The organism is Citrobacter sedlakii (genome assembly GCF_018128425.1).
Classification (GTDB): Bacteria; Pseudomonadota; Gammaproteobacteria; order Enterobacterales; family Enterobacteriaceae; genus Citrobacter_A; species Citrobacter_A sedlakii.
Window position 1 is genome coordinate 2223870 of sequence record NZ_CP071070.1, and the last position, 20975, is coordinate 2244844.

The 20975-nt window shown below is 54.1% G+C and carries 19 protein-coding genes; 12 read left to right on the forward strand and 7 right to left on the reverse strand.

The window, feature by feature from the left end; all coding sequences use genetic code 11:
- The first annotated feature begins 57 nt into the window (after window positions 1-57).
- The 6 genes from JY391_RS10655 to pcaC are packed head-to-tail and all read left to right on the forward strand — an operon-like array spanning window position 58 to window position 5120.
- The gene (locus JY391_RS10655) at window positions 58-747 is read left to right on the forward strand and encodes a 3-oxoacid CoA-transferase subunit A (protein ID WP_042283288.1); all 690 of its coding nucleotides are present in this window, start codon (window positions 58-60) and stop codon (window positions 745-747) included.
- 9 nt (window positions 748-756) lie between these two features.
- Window positions 757-1413, forward strand: a complete 657-nt coding sequence (locus tag JY391_RS10660) for a 3-oxoacid CoA-transferase subunit B (protein WP_042283286.1) — start codon at window positions 757-759, stop codon at window positions 1411-1413.
- Between the two features lie 9 nt (window positions 1414-1422).
- A complete protein-coding gene (gene pcaF / locus JY391_RS10665) occupies window positions 1423-2625 on the forward strand; it encodes a 3-oxoadipyl-CoA thiolase (protein ID WP_211935705.1) in 1203 nt (400 codons plus the stop codon).
- A gap of 9 nt (window positions 2626-2634) precedes the next feature.
- Window positions 2635-3999, forward strand: a complete 1365-nt coding sequence (locus tag JY391_RS10670) for a 3-carboxy-cis,cis-muconate cycloisomerase (RefSeq protein WP_211935706.1) — start codon at window positions 2635-2637, stop codon at window positions 3997-3999.
- The gene (gene pcaD / locus JY391_RS10675) at window positions 3977-4741 is read left to right on the forward strand and encodes a 3-oxoadipate enol-lactonase (protein ID WP_211935707.1); all 765 of its coding nucleotides are present in this window, start codon (window positions 3977-3979) and stop codon (window positions 4739-4741) included. Before JY391_RS10670 ends, pcaD begins: the two co-directional genes overlap by 23 nt.
- Entirely contained in the window at window positions 4731-5120 is a 390-nt protein-coding gene (pcaC, locus tag JY391_RS10680) for a 4-carboxymuconolactone decarboxylase (RefSeq protein ID WP_060571255.1), read from the forward strand. Before pcaD ends, pcaC begins: the two co-directional genes overlap by 11 nt.
- 43 nt (window positions 5121-5163) lie before the next feature.
- Here the strand turns inward: pcaC and JY391_RS10685 are convergent, their stop codons facing one another.
- Window positions 5164-6393 (reverse strand): sensor domain-containing diguanylate cyclase, encoded by a 1230-nt coding sequence (locus tag JY391_RS10685; RefSeq protein WP_060571254.1) that lies wholly within the window; start codon window positions 6391-6393, stop codon window positions 5164-5166.
- Between the two features lie 959 nt (window positions 6394-7352).
- On the opposite strand from JY391_RS10685, the gene JY391_RS24060 reads away from it, so the two are divergent.
- From JY391_RS24060 to dbpA, 4 genes are all read left to right on the forward strand, one after another.
- Window positions 7353-8021, forward strand: a complete 669-nt coding sequence (locus JY391_RS24060) for a methyl-accepting chemotaxis protein (RefSeq protein ID WP_445222984.1) — start codon at window positions 7353-7355, stop codon at window positions 8019-8021.
- Window positions 8022-8110: 89 nt separating this feature from the next.
- On the forward strand, window positions 8111-9094 hold the full coding sequence (gene zntB / locus JY391_RS10695; RefSeq protein ID WP_042283273.1) for a zinc transporter ZntB: 984 nt from the start codon (window positions 8111-8113) through the stop codon (window positions 9092-9094).
- 286 nt (window positions 9095-9380) lie between these two features.
- Window positions 9381-9551, forward strand: coding sequence for a proline-rich small protein YnaL (ynaL, locus tag JY391_RS23905; RefSeq protein ID WP_373322593.1), 171 nt, complete (start codon window positions 9381-9383; stop codon window positions 9549-9551).
- A gap of 28 nt (window positions 9552-9579) precedes the next feature.
- The gene (gene dbpA, locus JY391_RS10700; protein ID WP_211935709.1) at window positions 9580-10953 is read left to right on the forward strand and encodes an ATP-dependent RNA helicase DbpA; all 1374 of its coding nucleotides are present in this window, start codon (window positions 9580-9582) and stop codon (window positions 10951-10953) included.
- 67 nt (window positions 10954-11020) lie between these two features.
- Here dbpA and ttcA read toward each other — a convergent pair whose 3' ends face one another.
- From ttcA to nifJ, 4 genes are all read right to left on the reverse strand, one after another.
- Window positions 11021-11956: a tRNA 2-thiocytidine(32) synthetase TtcA gene (ttcA, locus tag JY391_RS10705; protein ID WP_042283261.1), complete on the reverse strand. Its 936-nt coding sequence runs from the start codon at window positions 11954-11956 to the stop codon at window positions 11021-11023.
- 196 nt (window positions 11957-12152) lie between these two features.
- Complete coding sequence (uspF, locus tag JY391_RS10710; protein ID WP_042283257.1) at window positions 12153-12587, reverse strand: universal stress protein UspF; 435 nt, start codon at window positions 12585-12587, stop codon at window positions 12153-12155.
- A gap of 203 nt (window positions 12588-12790) precedes the next feature.
- Complete coding sequence (gene ompC / locus JY391_RS10715) at window positions 12791-13906, reverse strand: porin OmpC (protein ID WP_042283255.1); 1116 nt, start codon at window positions 13904-13906, stop codon at window positions 12791-12793.
- Window positions 13907-14268: 362 nt separating this feature from the next.
- Complete coding sequence (gene nifJ / locus JY391_RS10720) at window positions 14269-17793, reverse strand: pyruvate:ferredoxin (flavodoxin) oxidoreductase (RefSeq protein ID WP_211935710.1); 3525 nt, start codon at window positions 17791-17793, stop codon at window positions 14269-14271.
- Window positions 17794-18395: 602 nt separating this feature from the next.
- Between nifJ and JY391_RS10725 the strand changes: the two genes are divergently transcribed.
- Together JY391_RS10725 and JY391_RS10730 are read left to right on the forward strand one after the other, a co-directional pair.
- Window positions 18396-18923, forward strand: coding sequence for a C40 family peptidase (locus JY391_RS10725; RefSeq protein ID WP_211935711.1), 528 nt, complete (start codon window positions 18396-18398; stop codon window positions 18921-18923).
- Between the two features lie 154 nt (window positions 18924-19077).
- Window positions 19078-19350 carry a putative hemolysin gene (locus JY391_RS10730; protein ID WP_042283247.1) on the forward strand — a complete coding sequence of 91 codons (273 nt, stop codon included), beginning with the start codon at window positions 19078-19080 and terminating at the stop codon, window positions 19348-19350.
- A gap of 2 nt (window positions 19351-19352) precedes the next feature.
- On the opposite strand, the gene hslJ is transcribed toward JY391_RS10730, so the two are convergent.
- Window positions 19353-19775, reverse strand: coding sequence for a heat shock protein HslJ (gene hslJ / locus JY391_RS10735; RefSeq protein ID WP_042283246.1), 423 nt, complete (start codon window positions 19773-19775; stop codon window positions 19353-19355).
- Window positions 19776-19879: 104 nt separating this feature from the next.
- Complete coding sequence (locus tag JY391_RS10740; protein WP_042283245.1) at window positions 19880-20869, reverse strand: 2-hydroxyacid dehydrogenase; 990 nt, start codon at window positions 20867-20869, stop codon at window positions 19880-19882.
- Window positions 20870-20975: the final 106 nt, after the last annotated feature.

Below are 20975 nucleotides of genomic sequence, written 5' to 3' on the forward strand. Positions count from 1 at the left end.
ACATTTTGTGCGAACAACGCAAAAACGTGCGAAATACGCACAACAAGGAGCGACCAGATGATTGATAAGAGTGTGCCTTCGCTGGAGGAGGCCATTGCCGGGATCCCGGATGGCGCCACCATCATGATTGGTGGATTTGGTACGGCGGGGCAGCCCACCCGGCTAATTGACGCTCTGATAGACCAGGGGGCCCGGGATCTCACTATCATCAACAACAATGCGGGTAACGGCGAAGTGGGGCTCGCAGCGCTGCTGAAAGCGAAACGGGTGCGTAAAATGATCTGCTCTTTTCCGCGCCAGGTGGACTCGCAGATTTTTGACGGACTGTACCGTAACGGAGAGGTGACGCTGGAGCTGGTGCCGCAGGGGAATCTGGCGGCGCGGATCCAGGCAGCTGGTGCCGGAATTGGCGCAATTTATACCCCAACGGGCTATGGCACCCCGCTGGCGGAGGGTAAAGAAACCCGCTGCATTGATGGTAAAAACTATGTGCTTGAATATCCGATAAAAGCCGACTTCGCGCTGATTAAAGCGCACCGGGCTGACCGCTGGGGAAATCTGGTGTACCGCAAAGCGGCGCGGAATTTTGGACCGATCATGGCGACGGCCGCGCACACCACTATCGTCGAAGTGAATCAACTGGTTCCGCTGGGCGAACTCGATCCTGAACATATCATTACGCCGGGCATTTTTGTCCAGCGCGTATTTTCGCTGGAAAACCTGGCAGAAACAGCGCTGCGTGCCTGAGGAGGAAAAATGAAAAGATTATCACGGGATGAAATGGCGAAACGCGTGGCGCAGGATATTCCCGAAGGGGCTTACGTCAATCTTGGTATTGGCTTGCCTACGCGGATCGCCAACTACCTGCCCGCAGACAAAGAAATCTTCCTGCACAGCGAAAACGGTCTGCTCGGCATGGGACCGAAGCCCGCGGAGGGTGAGGAGGATCCCGAACTGATCAATGCCGGAAAAGAGTATGTCACCCTGCTGCAGGGCGGCTGTTATTTCCATCATGGCGATTCGTTCGCCATGATGCGCGGCGGTCACCTTGATATCTGCGTACTGGGGGCATATCAGGTTTCTGCATCAGGGGATCTCGCGAACTGGAGCACCGGCGCGCCCGATGCGATCCCGGCGGTAGGGGGGGCGATGGATCTGGCGATCGGCGCGCGTCAGGTGTTCGTGATGATGGATCACTTAACCCGCGAGGGAGAATGTAAGCTGGTAGAGCACTGTTCCTATCCGTTAACCGGAATGAGATGTGTCAGTCGTATTTACACCGATCTGGCGGTGATCGACATTACCGAAAAAGGTCCCGTGGCGCGGGAAATTTTCAACGGACTCTCATTTGAAGAGCTGCAGCGTATCACGCCGGTGACGCTGGGGTTTGAACAGCTGGCGCAAAGCGCATAAGGAACTAAGATGAATCAGGCATTTATCTGCGATGCGGTGCGCACGCCGTTTGGTCGCTTCGGCGGGACGCTGGCGAGCGTACGGGCGGACGATCTGGCGGCCATTCCGTTGAAAGCTCTGCTGGCGCGCCATCCGAATCTCGATCCGGCGGCGATTGATGATGTGATCTACGGCTGTGCGAATCAGGCAGGGGAAGATAACCGTAACGTGGCACGAATGGCGTTGCTGCTGGCGGGTTTGCCGGAAAGCGTGCCGGGCAGCACAGTGAACCGGCTTTGCGGCTCCAGTCTTGATGCGATAGGCGTTGCCGCGCGGGCGATCAAGAGCGGAGAGACGCAGCTGATGATTGCTGGCGGCGTCGAGAGCATGTCGCGCGCGCCGTTTGTTATGGGGAAGGCGGAAAGCGCCTTTAGCCGCAGCATGAAAATGGAAGATACCACCATTGGCTGGCGTTTTATCAATGCGCAAATGCAGGCGCGATATGGCGTGGATTCGATGCCAGTAACGGCAGAAAACGTCGCACAACAATTTGCCATTTCGCGAGCCGATCAGGATGCATTTGCCCTGCGCAGCCAGCAACGTACAGCGGCGGCTCAGGAGCAGGGGCTTTTTGACCGGGAGCTGGTTTCTGTGACAGTGTCACAACGAAAGGGCGAGCCGCGGATATTCAGCGCCGACGAACACCCACGCGCCACCTCGGCTGATGCGCTGGCAAAACTGAAGGGCGTCGTGCGGCCTGATGGCTCGGTGACGGCAGGCAATGCCTCCGGGGTTAATGATGGCGCTTGCGCGCTGCTTATCGCCAGCGAGCAGGCAATGGCGCAGCAGGGATTGCAGCCGCTGGCGCGCATTGTTGGCGTAGCGACGGCAGGCGTCGCGCCGCGTATTATGGGCTTTGGTCCCGCGCCCGCGGTACGTAAGGTGCTGGCGCTGACCGGATTAACGCTTGCACAAATGGACGTCATTGAGCTTAACGAAGCGTTTGCCGCTCAGGCGCTGGCGGTCATGCGCGATTTGGGTTTGCCTGATGAGGCCGCGCAGGTGAATCCGAATGGCGGCGCAATTGCGCTGGGGCATCCGCTGGGGGCATCCGGGGGAAGGCTGGCGATGGCCGCAGCGTATCAGCTACAGCGAACCGGTGGGCGTTATGGTCTCTGCACGATGTGTATCGGCGTTGGACAAGGCATCGCGCTGATAATCGAAAGGGTTTAAGGAGCAGAAATGCATTTGTTAACCCCGTTAATGCGCGGAACGGCGCTGACGGCAGAATTCTCAGAGCAGCAGGTGATCCAGGGGATGCTCGACTTTGAAGCCGCGCTGGCAAGGGCGCAGGCGGCTTGCGGCGTGATCCCTGTCGCCGCCGCCGGGCCGATCGTCCGTGCCTGTCGCGCAGAACGTATTGATGCGGACACGCTGGCAGAGTCGGCGCGCGCGGCGGGAAATCTGGCAATCCCCTTAGTCAAACAGTTAACCGCACAGGTAAAAGCCGATGATCCTGACGCGGCGCGCTACGTACATTGGGGCGCTACCAGTCAGGACGTTATTGACACCGGGATGGTGCTGCAACTGCGCGCGGCGCTGAACGCAACCCGTGCGCATCTCGCACGGTTAGTGGATACCGTTGCCAGCCAGACATCGCGTTATCAGCAAACCGTCATGCCGGGACGGACCTGGATGCAGCAGGCGTTGCCGGTGACGTGGGGTCTGAAACTTGCCGGAACGCTCGACGCGTTATTACGCTGGCAGGAGCGCTTACAGCAATTGCTTCCGCGTGTGCTGGTGGTCCAGTTCGGCGGCGCGGCGGGCACGCTGGCGTCGCTCAGGCAGGACGCGCTGCCGGTGGCGTCGCGTCTGGCGCAGGAGCTGGCCCTTACGCTGCCGGATACGCCCTGGCATACGCAGCGCGATCGTATGCTGGAAGTGGCCGCGTGGTATGCCGGGATCGGCGGAACGCTGGGCAAATTCGCTCAGGATTTCGCACTGCTGATGCAGACCGAAGTGGCGGAGGTGAACGAACCCGTCACCGCCGGACGTGGCGGTTCCTCCACCATGCCGCATAAGCGTAACCCGGTCAGCTGCGCCGCCATTCTGACCGCGATGCAACGAACGCCGGGGCTGATGGCAACCCTCTACAGCAGTCAGCTTCAACAACATGAACGGGCGCTCGGCGGCTGGCAGGCCGAATGGGAAGTCTTGCCGGAAATCATCATGCTTGTCGGTCACGCGATGCAGGAAACGCAACACTTGGTTGAAGGGATGCAGGTCTGCCCGCAAAAGATGCTTGAGAACCTGGAGATCACGCATGGCCTGATGATGGCGGAGTCGGTGACCCTGGCGCTCGCAGCGTTTGTCGGTAAACAAGAAGCGCATCATTTGATGGAAGATCTTTGCCATCGTGCAATCGAAAAGCGGTGTTCTCTGCTGTCGGTGTTGGTCGATGAACCACGCGTGACCGCGCATGTTGATAAATCTCGTTTAACAGCGCTGCTTGACCCGACGCAGGCCACTGGCAGCGCAGAACACTTTGTCCAGCGCGTACTTTCGCGCTATGAGGAGCGGCGGCATGGAACTGAACTTTCAGATTGAAGGGCCGGATAACGCCCCGGTGGTGGTGTTATCGAATTCACTGGGTACGACGCTGACCATGTGGGAACCACAGATGGCGGCGTTAACCGCGCATTACAGGGTGCTGCGTTACGACACGCATGGACACGGCGAAACGCGTAAACGGGGAGAAACGGACCTCGCGCGGCTCGGGCAGGATGTAATTGCGCTTCTGGACCATCTGGACATCCCGACAGCACATTTTTGCGGTATTTCAATGGGCGGGCTGACCGGTTTATGGCTCGCATGCCATCAGCCGCAACGAATGCGCAGTGTGACCGTGATAAACAGCGCGGCGCGGATAGGTAATGAAGCCGGCTGGCGCGACCGGGCGCAGCAGGTCCGCGCCAGCGGTCTCTCCGCGATTGCCGACAGCGCGCCTGAGCGCTGGTTTAGTCTGCCGTTTCGTCTGGCGTCAGCAGAGACCGTGGCCGACCTGTGTCAGCAGCTCGTAGAATCGTCCGCGCAAGGCTATGCCGCCTGTTGTGATGCGCTGGCGACCGCCGATATGCGTGATGAGATAGCCGACATTCAGCGCCCGGTTTTGCTTATTGCCGGAGATGACGATCCGGTGACCACCGTGGCCGATGCGCAGTATATGCACCAGCGCATTGCGGGTTCAACGATGGTCGTGGTGAAGGCGTCGCATTTATCCACGATTGAAGCGCCAGACGCGGTAAACGCGGCGCTGCTGTCATTCCTGGGAGGACAGAATGCAGGATGAAGACCGTTTTGAACAAGGCATGAAGGTGCGTCGCAGCGTACTGGGCGATGCGCATGTCGATCGCACCGTGAAAAACCTGACCTCGCTTAACGCCGATTTTCAGGATTTTATTACCCGCTATGCCTGGGGAGACATCTGGAGCCGTCCCGGGCTGGAACGCCATACGCGCAGCCTCATCACCATCGCGATGCTGATAGCGCTCAACCGGGAAGCGGAGTTGAAGATGCATTTGCATGCTGCTTTTAATAACGGGGCGACGCGAGAAGAACTGAAAGAACTGATCATGCATTCCGCGCTCTATTGTGGTCTACCTGCCGCCAACGCTACGCTGCATCTGGCGCAGCAGGTTTTCGATGAGCGTGATGCCGCCGGTCTGTAAGACACGCTGCCGGCGACCTGAAGCGTCGCCGGCAATGTCTCTGTCAGGCTGCGAGTACCCGATTGCGCCCTGCGTTTTTGGCCCGGTATAAGGCAGCATCAACGCGTTTAAACAGGTCATCAAGGCTTTCATTTGGTTCATGTTGCGCCACGCCAATACTGACCGTAAATCGCGGCAGGCCCAACAGCGTGAGCTTTGCCACCGACGCGCGAATCGCTTCCGCCAGTGAAAGCGCATCATCCAGCGGCGTGCGCGGCAACAGCAGAATAAACTCCTCGCCGCCCCAACGGAAAACCCGATCGCCCTGGCGCGCGCTCTGCTGAAGGCAGTTCGCCAGCGCGCAGAGTACTTCATCACCCTTTAAATGCCCGTACATATCGTTAATGCTCTTAAACCTGTCAGTATCAATGAGCAGGAGACTGTAATCCTGCGCCAGGGAAAATGGGGTTCTCTGTTCGGGGTCAGTCAGGAGATAAAGCTGGCGGCGATTAAGTAAACCGGTCAGCGCATCGTGTAATGCCGCATAGTGCAGCGCCTCTTCCAGCCGTTTTTGTTCGGTAATGTCGTGGACAATGCACAGCATCAAGCGATCGCCGTAGATTTCGATTGGCCCCGCATAGGTCTGGACATGACGGGGAGAGCCGTCCGCCATCTTGTGCACAAAATGTAATGGCTTATGGCCGCCGGGCAACCGGGCAATTTCATGCATGATGGGTAAGATTTGTCGTCCCAGCATATTAATTTCCCAGGTATGCTTTTGACACATCGCCTCAAGGCTGTAGCCGTAGAAATTGAGCGCCGCGAGATTGGCATCGACAATCAGTCCATCGCGCGAGGGATCAATCAGCAGAATAGGCGCCGTGTTGGTCAGAAAAAAACGGGCATAAAATCCCTGTTTCTTGCGCTGGTAGGCCAGTGAACGGCTCGCTTTTAACCCCTGAACGGTCGAGATATCTATCCCTTCAAACAGAATCACCTCGCGATCGTCAGGCAGTTGTCTTAACGAAAGACGGCACGAGAGGGTGCCCGGCGTATTGTCCCGGCTTACGGTCAGGATTTCGATAATATCCCGGCGGCTGCGTAAATCGGTGATGTAATCTGCGAGCTGGCGGTGCGCATGAACCGAATACGCGCCCTGACGCAGTTGATTGAAGTCATTTTCCGGCATAAACGCAGCGGCGGCGCGATTAGCAAACAACATTTCCCCCGTGAGCGGAAAGACGATCCAGACAGGAAGGGTCAATAAATCCAGAGCGTTAAAGTTGTGGGTCATTTTTATGGATCCTGTTTTTTAATCATGACATGTTGCGTAAGCGCAAAAAAAACAGAACAAGAAGCAAGCGTGGCGAGACGGCGGCAATAAGCGAGCCAGATAAGTGCGCAAGTTTTAATCTAGCAGGGTTTCACCTTTACGCATGAGGAAACGGCGTGGCAACGCCTAAAAAAAGCAGCGCTGAAATGGCCGTACGGGGATCGCTGTCTGCAGGCAAAAACAGAAGAGGAATAAAAAATAGTAAAAACTAAACAGTTAAGCGCTGATGAAATTATCTGCGCAGAGATATTGCGTGGCTTAAGTATAAAACAACGGAAAGGAGTAAATAGCAGATTGTCCGTGTTTTATGCGTCCTTACTGCAAATTAAGGTGGTGGGGGAATGGCGTTAAGTGAGATTATCCATCGCATATCGTAAATGTTGGCGCAATGTGAAAAGCAGATGAAAATAGTGTTTCCTGATGCTATATAACTATTTACCCGCAATGTATTTTCTCCCGGAACTGAAATGTTAAAAAACATGAGTGTCAGAACGTTTATTATTGGCTTCCTGGTAGGCGTTTTCCTGTTATTCAATATTGTTCATATACTTTTCTCATCAAATATCCGCTTGGTTGTTTTAACGAATGTGATCTCGCTGACAGCGTTATTGTTTTTATGGTGGTATATGACAATATATCTTGTCACGCCGATCAACACGGTTAAGCGAAGTATTGCCGAAGTCACCGCCGGAAATCTGGGGGTGATAATCCCTGCGTTTGGTAATAACTGTGCGGGAAGACTCATTCCCGGAATTAACAGCCTGTCGGGTAATATCGCGACGCTGGTGCGTGAGATCCGCCATTCTTCTCACACCGCGCTGTCGCTGTCTGAACAGCTCGCCGCCCGCAGTGCGGAACTTTCGGTGAAAACCGAGCAGCAGTCGTCCTCACTGATTCAGACCGCGGCCAGTATGGAAGAAATGGCGGCGAGCACCCGTAATAATGCTGATAACACCCGTCTGGCCAATCATCAGGCCGATACGTCAAAACAGTGCGCGTATCACGGTAGCGAATTAATGGCGCAGGTTTCACATAATATGGAATCCATCGCGCACTGCGCGCAGCAGATGACGGAAATCATTACGCTGATTGACGATATTGCTTTTCAGACCAATATTCTGGCGTTAAATGCTGCCGTAGAAGCGGCACGCGCGGGTGAACACGGAAAAGGATTTTCCGTGGTGGCGACAGAGGTCCGGAATCTGGCGCACCGAAGCGCAGAAGCGGCGAAAAATATAAAAATGCTGATTGAAGAAACCCATAAAAATGTTCGGCAGGGAGCGGAGGTGGTCAGCGAAACAGAAAAAAATATGCAGATCATCGTCCAGGGCGCAGGGCAATTAAGCCAGCTCATGCGTGAAATTTCTGCCACTACCGTGGAGCAGGAAAAAGGCATCAACCAGATATCGCAGGCCATGAGCGAACTGGAAAGTGTTACCCAGAGCAATGCGCTGATGGTAGAGGAATTAACGGGTTCTTCTGCAGTATTGAAACGGCAGGTGGTTGAGTTGCAGTCTAAGACGCAGCAGTTTCGTTTATCTGCCACCACTACGTCGGCGCAACAGCACGGGCAGCCCAGGTTTTCATGATAAATATCAGCATTATGGGATAACGAGAAGTTGCTTAACCTACGCCGATAGCTAGACTAACCAGAAAAGCGCGACGTAGGGGAGGCGAAATGGAAGCCATAAAAGGGTCGGAAGTGAGTGTGCCGGATGCGGTGTTTGCCTGGTTGCTGGATGGCAAAGGCGGGGTGAAGCCGCTGGAGGATAACGATCTTATCGACAGCGCGCATCCCTGCTGGTTACATCTTAACTATACGCACCCCGACAGCGCGCAGTGGCTGGCCACAACGCCGTTACTGCCAAACAATGTTCGGGACGCGCTGGCAGGGGAAAGCCTACGCCCACGCGTCAGCCGTCTGGGAGAAGGAACGCTCATAACCCTGCGCTGCATTAACGGCAGCACCGATGAACGTCCGGACCAACTGGTGGCGATGCGTCTGTATATGGATGAACGGCTGATTGTCTCCACCCGCCAGCGTAAAGTGCTGGCGCTGGATGACGTGGTGAGCGATCTGCAGGAAGGCACCGGTCCCGTTGACTGCGGCGGTTGGCTGGTGGACGTTTGTGATGCGTTAACCGACCATGCCAGCGAATTTATTGAACAGTTGCACGACAGGATCATCGACCTCGAAGACAACCTGCTCGATCAGCAAATACCGCCGCGGGGATTTCTTGCGCTGCTGCGTAAGCAACTGATTGTCATGCGACGCTACATGGCCCCCCAGCGTGACGTCTATGCGCGGCTCGCCAGCGAGCGTTTGCCGTGGATGAGCGATGATCAGCGGCGCCGGATGCAGGATATTGCTGACCGGCTGGGCCGCGGACTGGATGAGATCGACGCCTGTATCGCCCGTACCGGCGTAATGGCGGATGAGATCGCGCAGGTCATGCAAGAGTCACTGGCCCGTCGGACCTATACGATGTCGCTGATGGCAATGGTATTCTTGCCCAGCACCTTTCTGACCGGGCTATTTGGCGTCAATCTGGGGGGTATTCCTGGGGGAGAATGGCGTTTTGGTTTTTCGATCTTTTGCATTCTGTTAGTGGTTGTGATTGGTGGTGTTACTTTATGGTTGCATCGTAGTAAATGGTTGTAAAAACGGGGCTTTTAAGAGATTTCTTCTGCTAAAACGGCTTTAAAATTGAGCGAAGTCAATAAACATCGCGCCCGTTCGCGGCAATATCATTCTCGCAGGTGAATGCAACGTCAAGCGATGGGCGTTGCGCTCCATATTGTCTTACTTCCTTTTTTGAATTACTGCATAGCACAATTGATTCGTACGACGCCGACTTAAATAAGTCGGCTTTTTTTTGCCAGCAGGTTATCAACGACTACCCTAAAAGGGAGCCCACGATCTACCGGAGGCAAAAATGACTCGTCTGATGGTGTCCCTGAAACTGGAAATTCGTTTTTCCGACCCTGTACCGACCGATCCGGTTCCTGTTCCTGACCCGGTGCCGCGTCCGCAGCCCATGCCCGATCCACCGCCCGATGAAGAACCGATTAAATTGTCGCATCACAGGCGCAGATCTGCGAGGATACGCGCCTGCTGACTGTGAGTCGTTACCGCGAGATTAAATTGTGACCGCTTTTTCTACCCTGAACGTTCTGCCCGCCGCCCAGCTCGATAACCTCAACGAGTTGGGCTATTTGTCGATGACGCCTGTTCAGGCCGCCGCGCTACCGGCGATTCTGGCCGGGCAGGATGTTCGGGTTCAGGCCAAAACCGGCAGCGGTAAAACGGCGGCGTTTGGCCTTGGGCTTTTACAGCATATCGACGCCGCTCTGTTTAAAACCCAGTCGCTGGTGTTATGCCCGACGCGTGAACTGGCCGACCAGGTCGCGGGGGAATTGCGCCGTCTGGCACGCTTCCTGCCGAATACCAAGATATTGACCCTGTGCGGCGGCCAACCCTTTGGCGCGCAGCGCGACTCTCTCCAGCACGCGCCGCACATCATTGTGGCGACACCTGGACGGCTACTGGACCATCTGCAAAAAGGCACGGTTTCGCTGGATGCGCTTTCGACGCTGGTGATGGATGAAGCGGATCGGATGCTGGACATGGGGTTTAGCGACGCCATTGATGAGGTGATTCGCTTTGCCCCTGCGTCACGCCAGACGCTGCTGTTTTCGGCGACCTGGCCCGAGGCGATTGCCGCGATCAGCAGCCGCGTTCAGCGAAATCCGGTAACCATTGAGATCGATACGGTTGATGCGCTTCCGGCCATTGAACAGCAGTTCTTCGAAACGGCTCCCCAGGACAAAATTCCGCTGTTGCAAATAATACTCAGCCAGCATCAGCCAAAGTCTTGCGTGGTGTTCTGTAACACCAGGAAAGATTGTCAGGCGGTATGCGATGCGCTGAACGCAGCGGGGCAAAGCGCGCTGGCGCTGCATGGCGATCTGGAACAGCGGGATCGCGATCAGACGCTGGTGCGTTTTGCTAATGGCAGCACACGCGTGCTGGTCGCCACGGATGTGGCAGCGCGCGGGCTGGATATTAAGTCTCTGGAACTGGTCGTCAATTACGAGCTGGCGTGGGACCCGGAGGTCCATGTGCACCGTATTGGTCGAACGGCCCGCGCCGGGAATAGCGGTCTGGCGATCAGCTTTTGCGCGCCGGCAGAGGCGCAGCGAGCCAATATCCTTTCGGAAATGTTGCAGTTAACGCTGAACTGGCAGGATGCGCCAACGAACGTGACGCTAATGCCGCTCGAGGCGGATATGACCACGCTGTGCATTGACGGTGGGAAGAAAGCCAAAATGCGTCCTGGCGACGTGCTGGGCGCTTTAACTGGCGAGTTGGGACTGGACGGCGCGGACATTGGAAAAATTACCGTGCACCCGGCGCATGTCTACGTCGCGGTGCGTCAGGCGGTGGCGCATAAGGCGTGGAAGCAGTTACAGAACGGGAAAATTAAAGGGAAGTCCTGTCGGGTTCGCCTGTTGAAGTAAGCCCTTTGGCGTTAACGCCGGATACGGCAAAGCCGTTATCCGGCAGGGTAAAAGCGTCAAACGACGCTTACTTCACCTCAACCACATTCAACCGTAGCTCAGCAAGCTGATGTTCATCTTCTTCTGGCTGCCAGCCTACAGGCTGTAGCGGGATATCTTCGCGATCGAACGCCAGATCGCCACCGTCTACCACCTCTGCGCCGTGTCTGATCCCTTTGAAGTCAAACAGGTTAATGTCGCTCAGGTGAGACGGCACCACGTTCTGCATGGCGCTGAACATGGTCTCAATGCGACCCGGGTAGCGTTTATCCCAGTCGCGCAGCATGTCGGCAATCACCTGGCGCTGTAAGTTCGGCTGTGAACCACACAGGTTACAAGGAATGATAGGGAACGCTTTCGCCTCGGCAAAACGTTCAATATCTTTTTCCCGGCAGTAGGCCAGCGGACGGATCACGATATGTTTACCGTCGTCGCTCATCAGCTTTGGCGGCATGCCTTTCATCTTTCCGCCGTAGAACATGTTAAGAAACAGGGTTTGCAGAATATCGTCGCGATGGTGTCCAAGCGCAATCTTGGTGGCGCCCAGCTCCGTAGCGGTACGGTAAAGAATACCGCGGCGCAAACGTGAGCACAGGGAGCAGGTGGTTTTGCCTTCCGGAATTTTCTCTTTTACGATCCCGTAGGTGTTTTCCTCAACAATCTTGTACTCCACGCCGAGTTGCTCGAGGTATTCAGGCAGAATATGCTCAGGAAAACCGGGCTGTTTTTGATCGAGGTTCACCGCCACCAGCGAGAACTGGATCGGTGCGCTTTGTTGTAAATTGCGCAAAATCTCCAGCATGGTATAGCTGTCTTTGCCGCCTGAAAGACAAACCATGATGCGATCGCCGTCTTCAATCATGTTGAAATCGGCAATGGCTTCGCCCACGTTTCGGCGCAGACGCTTCTGTAATTTATTGATGTTGTACTGCTCTTTCTTACTCATTTCTTGATTTTGCGACATGTAATAGAGGCTCAATTCATTGTGTGGCATCAGAGGGGGCGACATCACGCCGAAGGATCCGCGGACGCTGTCTGATATAAAAACCGTGGAGCGTATGGTACGGATTAGCGAGAAAAATGTCAGCACATTTAACAGGCAAAACGCAGGGGGCAGGTAAGAGAAGAAAAAGCCCGCAGCGGGGTGCGGGCTGAAAGGATTAGCGAACCACCAGTACCGAACATTCAGCGTGACGCACGACAGCCGCCGCGTTCGACCCTAACAGGTAGGTGGTGATATCCGGACGGTGCGAGGCAATAATGACCATATCCGCCGGCAATTTCTTCGCCATTTCCAGAATCTTGTCTTTTGGCGAACCCTCAGCAATATGTACCTGGACTCTGTCCGCCGGGATATTGAACTGCTTTATCATCTCTTCCAACTGAGATTTGGCTTCAGCTTTCAGATCGTCCATGGCGGGCAACTCTGCGGAGTAGGCCAGGCCCAGCGATGCGTAATAAGGCAGTGACGGAATCACGGTCAGAAAATGCACCTGCGCATCGTCAATCCTTGCTTCGGCTTCAACGTGGGAAATCACCCGTTGAGTTAATTCTGAGTCTGAAATATCGATAGGTACCAGAATCGTTCTGCTCATAAAAACCTCCTGTTAATGTATCCATATAAAGTGTAACGCCTTTTAGCTCGGTAAGTATAACGACGACGGTCACATTTTGGCATCACATATTTATGATTTTAATTATATGATATGCATGTGTCAGCACAGCAAAGCGCGCAACAGAGAAGGACAGGGGGATTCAGCGCAGAGAATAGCCCGCCGTCGCCAGCGGGCTGAAGAGCTTAGAACTGGTAAACCAGACCCAGCGCTACAACGTCATCGGTGTTGATACCGTTGTTAGCATAGAAGTTGTCGTCTTCGTCCAGCAGGTTGATTTTATAATCAACATAGGTCGACATATTTTTATTGAAGTAGTAGGTCGCGCCGACGTCAGCGTATTTAACCAGATCTTTACTGGTGTCGTTACCCTGGCCGCTCAGGTCTTTACCTTTAGACATCAGGAAAGACACCGCCGGACGCAGGCCAAAGTCGAACTGGTACTGCGCAGTCACTTCCACGTTTTGCGTTTTGTTCGCTACGCCGTCATCGCCGTACGGGGTCATGTTGCGGGTTTCAGAATACATCGTCGCCAGGTAGATGTTGTTGGCATCGTATTTCAGACCCGCAGTCCAGGCATCCGCGTTTTCGCCGCCAGCCACTTTGCCGCCAGCGTTAACCTGCTCGTTGGTCCGGTCAGAGGTTGTGTAAGCAGCGCCAGCGCTGAAGCCCATGCCCATATCATAAGTCGTCGAAATACCGAAACCGTCGCCGTTGGAGTGTTGAAGATCGCGGCCGTTGTTATTGGTGCCTTCCTGACCGTTCTGGTTTTCGTTGTTGCCCTGATACTGAAGCGCAAAGTTCAGTCCGTTTACCAGGCCGAAGAAGTCCGTGTTACGGTAGGTTGCGACGCCGTTTGTACGACCAGTCATAAAGTTGTCAGCCTGGGTGTATGAGTCGCCGCCAAATTCCGGCAGCATATCGGTCCAGCCTTCCACATCGTACAGTACGCCATAGTTACGACCGTAGTCGAATGAACCGTAGTCGCCGAATTTTACGCCCGCGAATGCCAGACGGGTCCAGGAATTTGAACCTTCGCCTTCTGTAGTATTCGCCTGAACGTTATATTCCCACTGGCCGTAACCGGTCAGTTGGTCGTTAATTTGGGTTTCGCCTTTGAAGCCAACACGAACATACGTTTGATCGCCGTCAGACTTATTGTTGTCAGAGAAATAATGCAGACCATCTACTTTGCCATAGAGATCTAATTTATTGCCGTCTTTATTATAGACTTCAGCGGCATGCGCTGCGCCAGCGGCTAACAGGGCAGGGATTACGAGAGCCAGTACTTTTCTTTTCATCGAAATAATCCTTTCGTTTATTATTTACCTGTGACTCCCTCTTAAGGGGAGTAAAAGCATGCTAAAGGAGAAGTTCCGTAAAGAGATAAGTATGAATTGTTACGTCTTAAGTAAAACCTTAATTAAATAATTCTATGGTAACAGTAATAATTAGCGTGAATGTATTAACCAAAAATATATAAAATAAAAATTATACAAGTTAAATTTGATGCGATATTCTGCGCGGGTTATATGCCTTTATTGTCAAACTCTGCTTTTTGTTGGTCCATTGCGAAACGTACTGATTTACCAGCAAACATACTGACAAGCCCGAAACGATGTTCGGGCTTTTTTTTTATTTCCAGATGAATCCCGCCAGGCCGTTATTCACTGTTCGCTTTTTCTGCTTTCCCCGCCAGTTGCGCCAGGAAGTCATAGCGTTTTTGCAGGTCCGCGGCGGCATCTTTCCATAGTTGCTCCGCGACTTCGGGCTGCTGCGCATTAAGACGGCGGAAGCGCTGCTCGTTAAGCAGGGTTTCCGCCAGCGCATCTGACGGTGGACGAGAGTCAAGCGCCAGCGGCACTTTGCCTTCCTCCGCGCGACGCGGATCGAAACGATAGAGCGGCCAGAAGCCAGTCGCCGTCAGTTGACGCATCTGGTCGTGGCTCAGCGCCAGATCATAGCCGTGCTCTTCACATGGGCTGTAGGCAATGATCAGCGACGGTCCTGGATACGCCTCCGCTTCCTGTATGGCTTTCACCGTCTGGTTTAGCTGCGCCCCAAGCGAGATCTGCGCGACGTAAACGTGTCCATACATCATCATGCTGACGCCGAGATCTTTACGCGCCTTGCGCTTGCCGTGTTCGCCAAATTTTGTCACAGCCCCAAGCGGCGTGGCTTTTGACGCCTGGCCGCCGGTATTGGAATAACACTGCGTGTCCAGCACCAGAATGTTGACGTTTTCGGTCAGGCTCAGCACATGATCGAGACCGCCGAAGCCAATATCGTAAGCCCATCCGTCTCCGCCGATAAGCCAGATTGATTTCTCAACCAGCGCATCAGCATCGGCGACCAGCTCGCGCGCACCGTCGACATCTTGCAGATGCTGGCGCAGGGCGGCAACCTGTTCGCGGCGAACGTCCGGTGTCGCTTCGGCGTGCAATGCCTCGTAGAGCGCCGTTGGGATTTGTTCGGCAAACTGCGACAGCAGGCGCATCACCCGCACGCGATGCTGGTCGACCGTCAGACGGAATCCCAGACCGAATTCGGCGTTATCCTCAAACAGCGAGTTAGCCCATGCCGGGCCCCGTCCGTTCGCATCGGTGGTGTACGGCGTTGAAGGCAGGTTACCGCCGTAAATCGACGAGCACCCGGTGGCGTTGGCAATCAACATGCGATCGCCGTACAGCTGGGTCAGCAACTTGATATACGGCGTTTCGCCGCAGCCGGAACAGGCGCCGGAATATTCAAACAGCGGGGTGATCAACTGCGAAGTACGAATATCAATGCGTTCAAGTTTGCTGCGATCAATTTCTGGCAGAGCGAGGAAAAAGTCGTAGTTCACTTTTTCTTCTTCCACATGCTCAAGGCGGGACATCATATTAATCGCCTTGATTTCCGGGTTCTGGCGATCTTTCGCCGGGCACACCTCGACGCACAGGTTGCAGCCGGTGCAATCTTCCGGAGCGACCTGCAGCACATATTTCTGGCCACGCATATCACGAGATTTCACATCCAGCGAATGCAGACTGGCTGGGGCGTTCTCCATCTCCTGTGGCGACACGACTTTGGCGCGAATCGCCGAATGCGGGCAGGCGGCGACACAATGGTTACACTGAGTGCACAGTTCCTCTTTCCAGATTGGAATTTCTTCGGCTATATTGCGTTTTTCCCAGCGCGTGGTGCCCATCGGCCAGGTACCGTCCGGCGGTAAGGCAGATACCGGAAGCGCGTCACCGAGTCCGGCGAGCATCGCGGCGGTGACCGTTTTGACAAAGTCAGGGGCTGCGTCCGAAACGACCGGTGGACGGTGGGCGCTTTGCGGATTCACCGACTGTAGCGGCACTTCAACAACCGATTCGCGGGCCAGCGCCAGCGCCTGCCAGTTGCGCTCCACCAGATCCTGTCCTTTGCTGCTGTAGCTTTTGGCGATTGCGCCCTGAAGTTCAGCCAGCGCGCTGTCGCCAGGCAAAATGCGCGTCAGATGGAAAAAGGCCATCTGCATGACGGTGTTGATGCGTGCGGCCAGACCGCATTCGCGAGCGATTTTCGCGGCGTTAATGACGTAGAAACGTGCCTTTTTCTGGTTCAACACCGCCTGGACTTCCTGTGGCAAACGCGCCCAGACTTCATCGGCGTTATAGGGGGTATTGAGCAGGAAAATCCCGCCAGGCTTGAGACGTTCAGCCATCGGGTATTTGTCGATAAACTGCAACTGATGACAGCCAACAAAGTCGGCCTGCGAAACAAGGTAGGCGGAACGGATCGGCTGTTCGCTGACGCGAAGATGCGAAACCGTCAAACCTCCGGCCTTTTTCGAATCGTAGACGAAGTAACCCTGCGCGTACCAGGGGGTCGAGTTACCGATAATCTTGATGTTGTTTTTGGTCGCCGAGACGCTGCCGTCGCTGCCCAGTCCGTAAAACAGCGCTTCCAGCCGGGCGCTGGTGGGGAGGGTGTTTTCCGGTAACGGCAATGACAAATTGGTCACATCGTCGTAAATACCCACAGTAAAACGCGATTTTGGTTGCGTGCTGCTCAGTTCAGTGAAGACCGCCAGCACGCAGTCGGGGCCGAACTCTTTCGAAGAAAGGCCGTAGCGTCCGCCGATAACGCGCGGCAGTGTCTCACGCTCGCCGCGGTTAAAGGCTTCCGCCAGCGCGGTCATGACGTCCAGATACAACGGCTCTGCCTGGGATCCCGGCTCTTTGGTACGATCGAGTACGGCGACCGAACGTACCGACGCAGGCAGAGCGCGCAGCAGGTGTTGTGCGGAGAACGGGCGGAACAGACGTACTTTCAGCACGCCAACGTTTTCACCGCGCGTCAGCAGTTCGTCGACCACCTCTTCGCAGGTGCCGATACCCGACCCCATCAGGATAATCACGCGTTCAGCCTGTGGGTGACCGTAGTATTCAAAGGGGCGATATTGACGACCCGTCGCCGCGGCAAAATCATTCATCGCTTGCTCAACATGGTCGTAAACCGCGTTGTACCATGGGTTTGTCGCTTCGCGCGACTGGAAGTACGTATCCGGGTTTGCCGACGTGCCGCGAATCACCGGATGCTCCGGATTAAGCGCTCTGGCGCGATGGGCGTCGATTTCAGCCTGTGGCATCAGGTTCAGCAGCGTATCGTCAGCCAGCGGCACGATTTTGTTAATTTCATGCGAAGTACGAAAACCATCAAAAAAGTGAATAAAGGGCACCCGGCTTTTCAATGTGGCGATTTGGGCGATCAGCGCGAAGTCCTGCGCTTCCTGAACGCTGGCCGCGCACAGCATGGCGCAGCCGGTCTGGCGGACGGCCATTACGTCGGAATGATCGCCGAAAATAGACAGCGCATGTGTCGCCACGGTACGGGCGGCGACGTGCAGTACGAACGGAGTAAGCTGTCCCGCCAGTTTATACAACGTCGGGATCATCAATAGCAGACCCTGGGAGGACGTAAAGGAGGTCGACAGAGCCCCTGTTTGCAACGCACCGTGCACGGTAGCGATCGCGCCGCCTTCAGACTGCATTTCGACCACGCGCGGGGTATCTCCCCAGACGTTTTTAAGCCCGTTCCCCGCCCAGGCGTCCGCCTGTTCAGCCATTGTTGAACTGGGCGTTATGGGGTAGATGGCGATAACTTCACTGGTGCGGAACGCTACGGAGGCCACCGCGCCATTACCGTCAATTGTGATCATATGACACCCTTACATTGCGCAAATTGAAAGACGCTCTCTACAGCATGGCGTCCCGATAGTTATCTTTTCAGTATAGGACTTTCCTGTATTCCCTTGAAGTTATGCGGCTTTCGAGTGCACAAATTGACACACAGATCGCGAAATAAGATCGGAAATTTAATATTTATTTAACCCCGATGATGCCCACGTTTTTATTTTTCCGGGGGCAAGGTGTGCAATATATTTTTACGTTGTCATCAAAAAGTCGATTGTTTATTAACGTGGATTTAACAGCTTTATCTTATTTTTTAAGTGAGGTCCAAAACTGGACCGTAATTTTCTTTGAGAAATTTCTTAAGAAAATTATTATCCTTGCCGTTCTCCTGGGATATGACTGTTCTTAATAAGATGATTTAAGTTTGGCTTCAGGTCTGCTGTCTCTACACTGGGTGCAGAACGGGGCAGGAAAGCCTTGTTATTTTTTGCTGTTAGCACAGTGATAATAACCAGCCAGTTGCGGATACACGCAATTTAAACATATTATTTACACGTAATAACGTGAATCTTCTTTGTGCGCGAAAAAGTCAGGATGTGATAATGTAATTACTTGTTTTGATTAAATTATGATTCGTTTATTTTTGCTTGCTTTACTTATATCTACCTCATCATCGTCTTTTGCGTTTGTTAAAATTCAGGCTAAAGACTGGGGCTTCAATACCTTTTCTACGTTGTCTTATGCTGATAATTCCGTAAATCGGTCGTCAGCTCAGCGTAACAACAAACAGCTTAAACAACGCATTATGCGTGAATTCGCACAGTGGCAGGGTACACATTACCGCTGGGGCGGGGACAGCCGCCGTGGCATTGATTGCTCCGCCTTTACGCGTCGTATTATCGCCTCGACGATTCATAAACACTTGCCGCGGACTGCCCGTGAGCAAAGTCATATCGGTCGTCGGATACATCAGAATGAACTTAACATCGGTGATTTGGTATTTTTCGAAACGAAACCAAACGTCCATCATGTTGGGGTTTATATCGGAAATGATGCGTTTATCCATGCATCCAGTTCGGAAGGTGTGACGTTGTCACATCTTTCAAACCGATACTGGCAGTCGCGCTATGTGACCGCTCGTCGGGTGAGTGTTTAAAGCTCATGGGGCCGTGTGAGATCAAAAACCGCACGGATAACGCGATAAAATGCGGCTGCGGCGCATAAATGCGCGCGTTGACTCTCGACGCGACAGCTTCGCATGCCTATTATTAGTGCGGTTCGTTTGGCTTTCAGAAGATAAGGGGAGAGAAATGCGCGCAGCGTTTTGGGTAGGATGTGCCGCGTTATTATTGTCGGCGTGCAGCAGTGACAATGAACCTGTTCAGCAGGCGACGGCGGCGCATGTCGCTCCGGGGTTAAGAGCGGCGATGACCAGCTCCGGCGAGGCCAATTGCGCCATGATAGGGGGATCGCTCTCTGTCGCCCGTCAACTGGACGGTTCTGCCATTGGCATGTGCGCGCTTCCCAACGGCAAACGCTGTAGCGAACAATCCCTTGCCGCGGGAAGCTGTGGTAGTTATTGATACTACTGCATTAAGTCGGCCAGTTTATAGCTCAGAGTATGTTCCGCCGTCGCCAGCGTAAGCTGGTTAGCGGTCAGGTCTACCTGTGCACCCTTGCTGAGCATGGCGCTCAGCGTGGCGTCCAGTTGATTAAGTTGCGGGTCGGCGCACATCATCCGCGTCATTGCCAGATTTTTGGCTTTCAGCTCGCCATCTGACAGCGTGGCCTGACCGGTGAAGCGATTACACATCTTGCCTGAGATCGTCATCTTTTCACCGAAGCTCAGCTCGGGAGCCTGCTGGCTTGCCGCGATCGGTTTTCCGTCCACGCTTTCCAGCACGAAGCGATGATGCTGTAGCTGCTCGCGGCTGACAGACACTTTTCCATTACTCACACAACCTGCCATCAGCAGGCTCAGCGCAACCAGCGCGACTACCTTCTTCATATCAACTCTCTGAATCTTATCAATCAATAACAGAATAACGATCTTACCGAATATGGCTTTGGGGAAAATCTGAAAACCCCTCCCAAACGCGGGAGGGATAAGCGTTAAAACAGGGCGTTAGGGCACGATTCACCGTTCATTAACTGCTGCAAATTGTGCAACGTAGTTTCTGAAATGCTGGTCAGCGCTTCCGCCGTGAGGAAGGCCTGATGCCCGGTAAACAGGACGTTGTGGCAGGCGGAAAGCCGACGGAACACATCATCCTGAATGACGTCATTAGACTTATCTTCAAAAAACAAATCGCGTTCGTTCTCGTAAACATCCATACCCAGCGAACCAATTTTCTGATTTTTCAGCGCTTCAATAGCCGCCTGGGAGTCGATCAGCGCTCCACGACTGGTATTGATCACCATCACGCCATCCTTCATCTGGTCAAAGGCCGCGTGGTTAAGCAGATGATAGTTCTCTGGCGTTAATGGGCAGTGCAGGGAGATCACATCCGACTCGGCAAACAACGTGGCGAGATCGACATATTCCACCCCCAGCTCAAGCGCGGCGGCGCTCGGGTAGGGATCGAACGCCAGCAGTCGCATACCAAAACCTTTCAGGATGCGCAGAGCGGCAATGCCAATTTTACCGGTACCAATGATCCCGGCTGTTTTACCGTGCATAGTGAAACCGGTTAAGCCCTCGAGCGAGAAGTTAGCATCGCGGGTGCGTTGATAAGCGCGGTGAATGCGACGGTTCAGCGTCATCATCATACCGACGGCGTGTTCAGCGACGGCTTCCGGCGAATAGGCCGGCACGCGCACGACCTGTAAACCCAGCTCCTTTGCCGCGTCAAGATCGACGTTGTTGAAACCCGCGCAGCGCAGCGCGATGAACTTAACGCCTTGTTTCTTCAGCTCTTCAAGTACCGGTCGACTTCCGTCATCGTTTACGAAAATACAGACGGCCTCGCAGCCATGGGCGGTTTTCGCTGTCTTTTCCGTCAGCAAAAAGTCAAAAAATTCAAGATCAAAGCCAAAAGCCTCGTTAACCTGTTGCAGGTACTTCTTGTCGTACTGTTTAGTGCTGTATACGGCGAGTTTCATAAGACTTTCTCCAGTGATGTTGAATCACACGTATTGAATTCAAATTATTTTACAAAATATAAAAAAGTATTGAAAGTGATACATATAATGAATAATTCTAGAGCAT

Coding starts and splice junctions, on each gene's coding strand:
- JY391_RS10655 (WP_042283288.1), top strand. CDS start 58: ATGATTGATAAGAGTGTGCCTTCGCTGGAGGAGGCCATTGCCGGGATC.
- JY391_RS10660 (WP_042283286.1), top strand. CDS start 757: ATGAAAAGATTATCACGGGATGAAATGGCGAAACGCGTGGCGCAGGAT.
- pcaF (WP_211935705.1), top strand. CDS start 1,423: ATGAATCAGGCATTTATCTGCGATGCGGTGCGCACGCCGTTTGGTCGC.
- JY391_RS10670 (WP_211935706.1), top strand. CDS start 2,635: ATGCATTTGTTAACCCCGTTAATGCGCGGAACGGCGCTGACGGCAGAA.
- pcaD (WP_211935707.1), top strand. CDS start 3,977: ATGGAACTGAACTTTCAGATTGAAGGGCCGGATAACGCCCCGGTGGTG.
- pcaC (WP_060571255.1), top strand. CDS start 4,731: ATGCAGGATGAAGACCGTTTTGAACAAGGCATGAAGGTGCGTCGCAGC.
- JY391_RS10685 (WP_060571254.1), bottom strand. CDS start 6,393: ATGACCCACAACTTTAACGCTCTGGATTTATTGACCCTTCCTGTCTGG.
- JY391_RS24060 (WP_445222984.1), top strand. CDS start 7,353: ATGGCGGCGAGCACCCGTAATAATGCTGATAACACCCGTCTGGCCAAT.
- zntB (WP_042283273.1), top strand. CDS start 8,111: ATGGAAGCCATAAAAGGGTCGGAAGTGAGTGTGCCGGATGCGGTGTTT.
- ynaL (WP_373322593.1), top strand. CDS start 9,381: ATGGTGTCCCTGAAACTGGAAATTCGTTTTTCCGACCCTGTACCGACC.
- ttcA (WP_042283261.1), bottom strand. CDS start 11,956: ATGTCGCAAAATCAAGAAATGAGTAAGAAAGAGCAGTACAACATCAAT.
- uspF (WP_042283257.1), bottom strand. CDS start 12,587: ATGAGCAGAACGATTCTGGTACCTATCGATATTTCAGACTCAGAATTA.
- ompC (WP_042283255.1), bottom strand. CDS start 13,906: ATGAAAAGAAAAGTACTGGCTCTCGTAATCCCTGCCCTGTTAGCCGCT.
- nifJ (WP_211935710.1), bottom strand. CDS start 17,793: ATGATCACAATTGACGGTAATGGCGCGGTGGCCTCCGTAGCGTTCCGC.
- JY391_RS10725 (WP_211935711.1), top strand. CDS start 18,396: ATGATTCGTTTATTTTTGCTTGCTTTACTTATATCTACCTCATCATCG.
- JY391_RS10730 (WP_042283247.1), top strand. CDS start 19,078: ATGCGCGCAGCGTTTTGGGTAGGATGTGCCGCGTTATTATTGTCGGCG.
- hslJ (WP_042283246.1), bottom strand. CDS start 19,775: ATGAAGAAGGTAGTCGCGCTGGTTGCGCTGAGCCTGCTGATGGCAGGT.
- JY391_RS10740 (WP_042283245.1), bottom strand. CDS start 20,869: ATGAAACTCGCCGTATACAGCACTAAACAGTACGACAAGAAGTACCTG.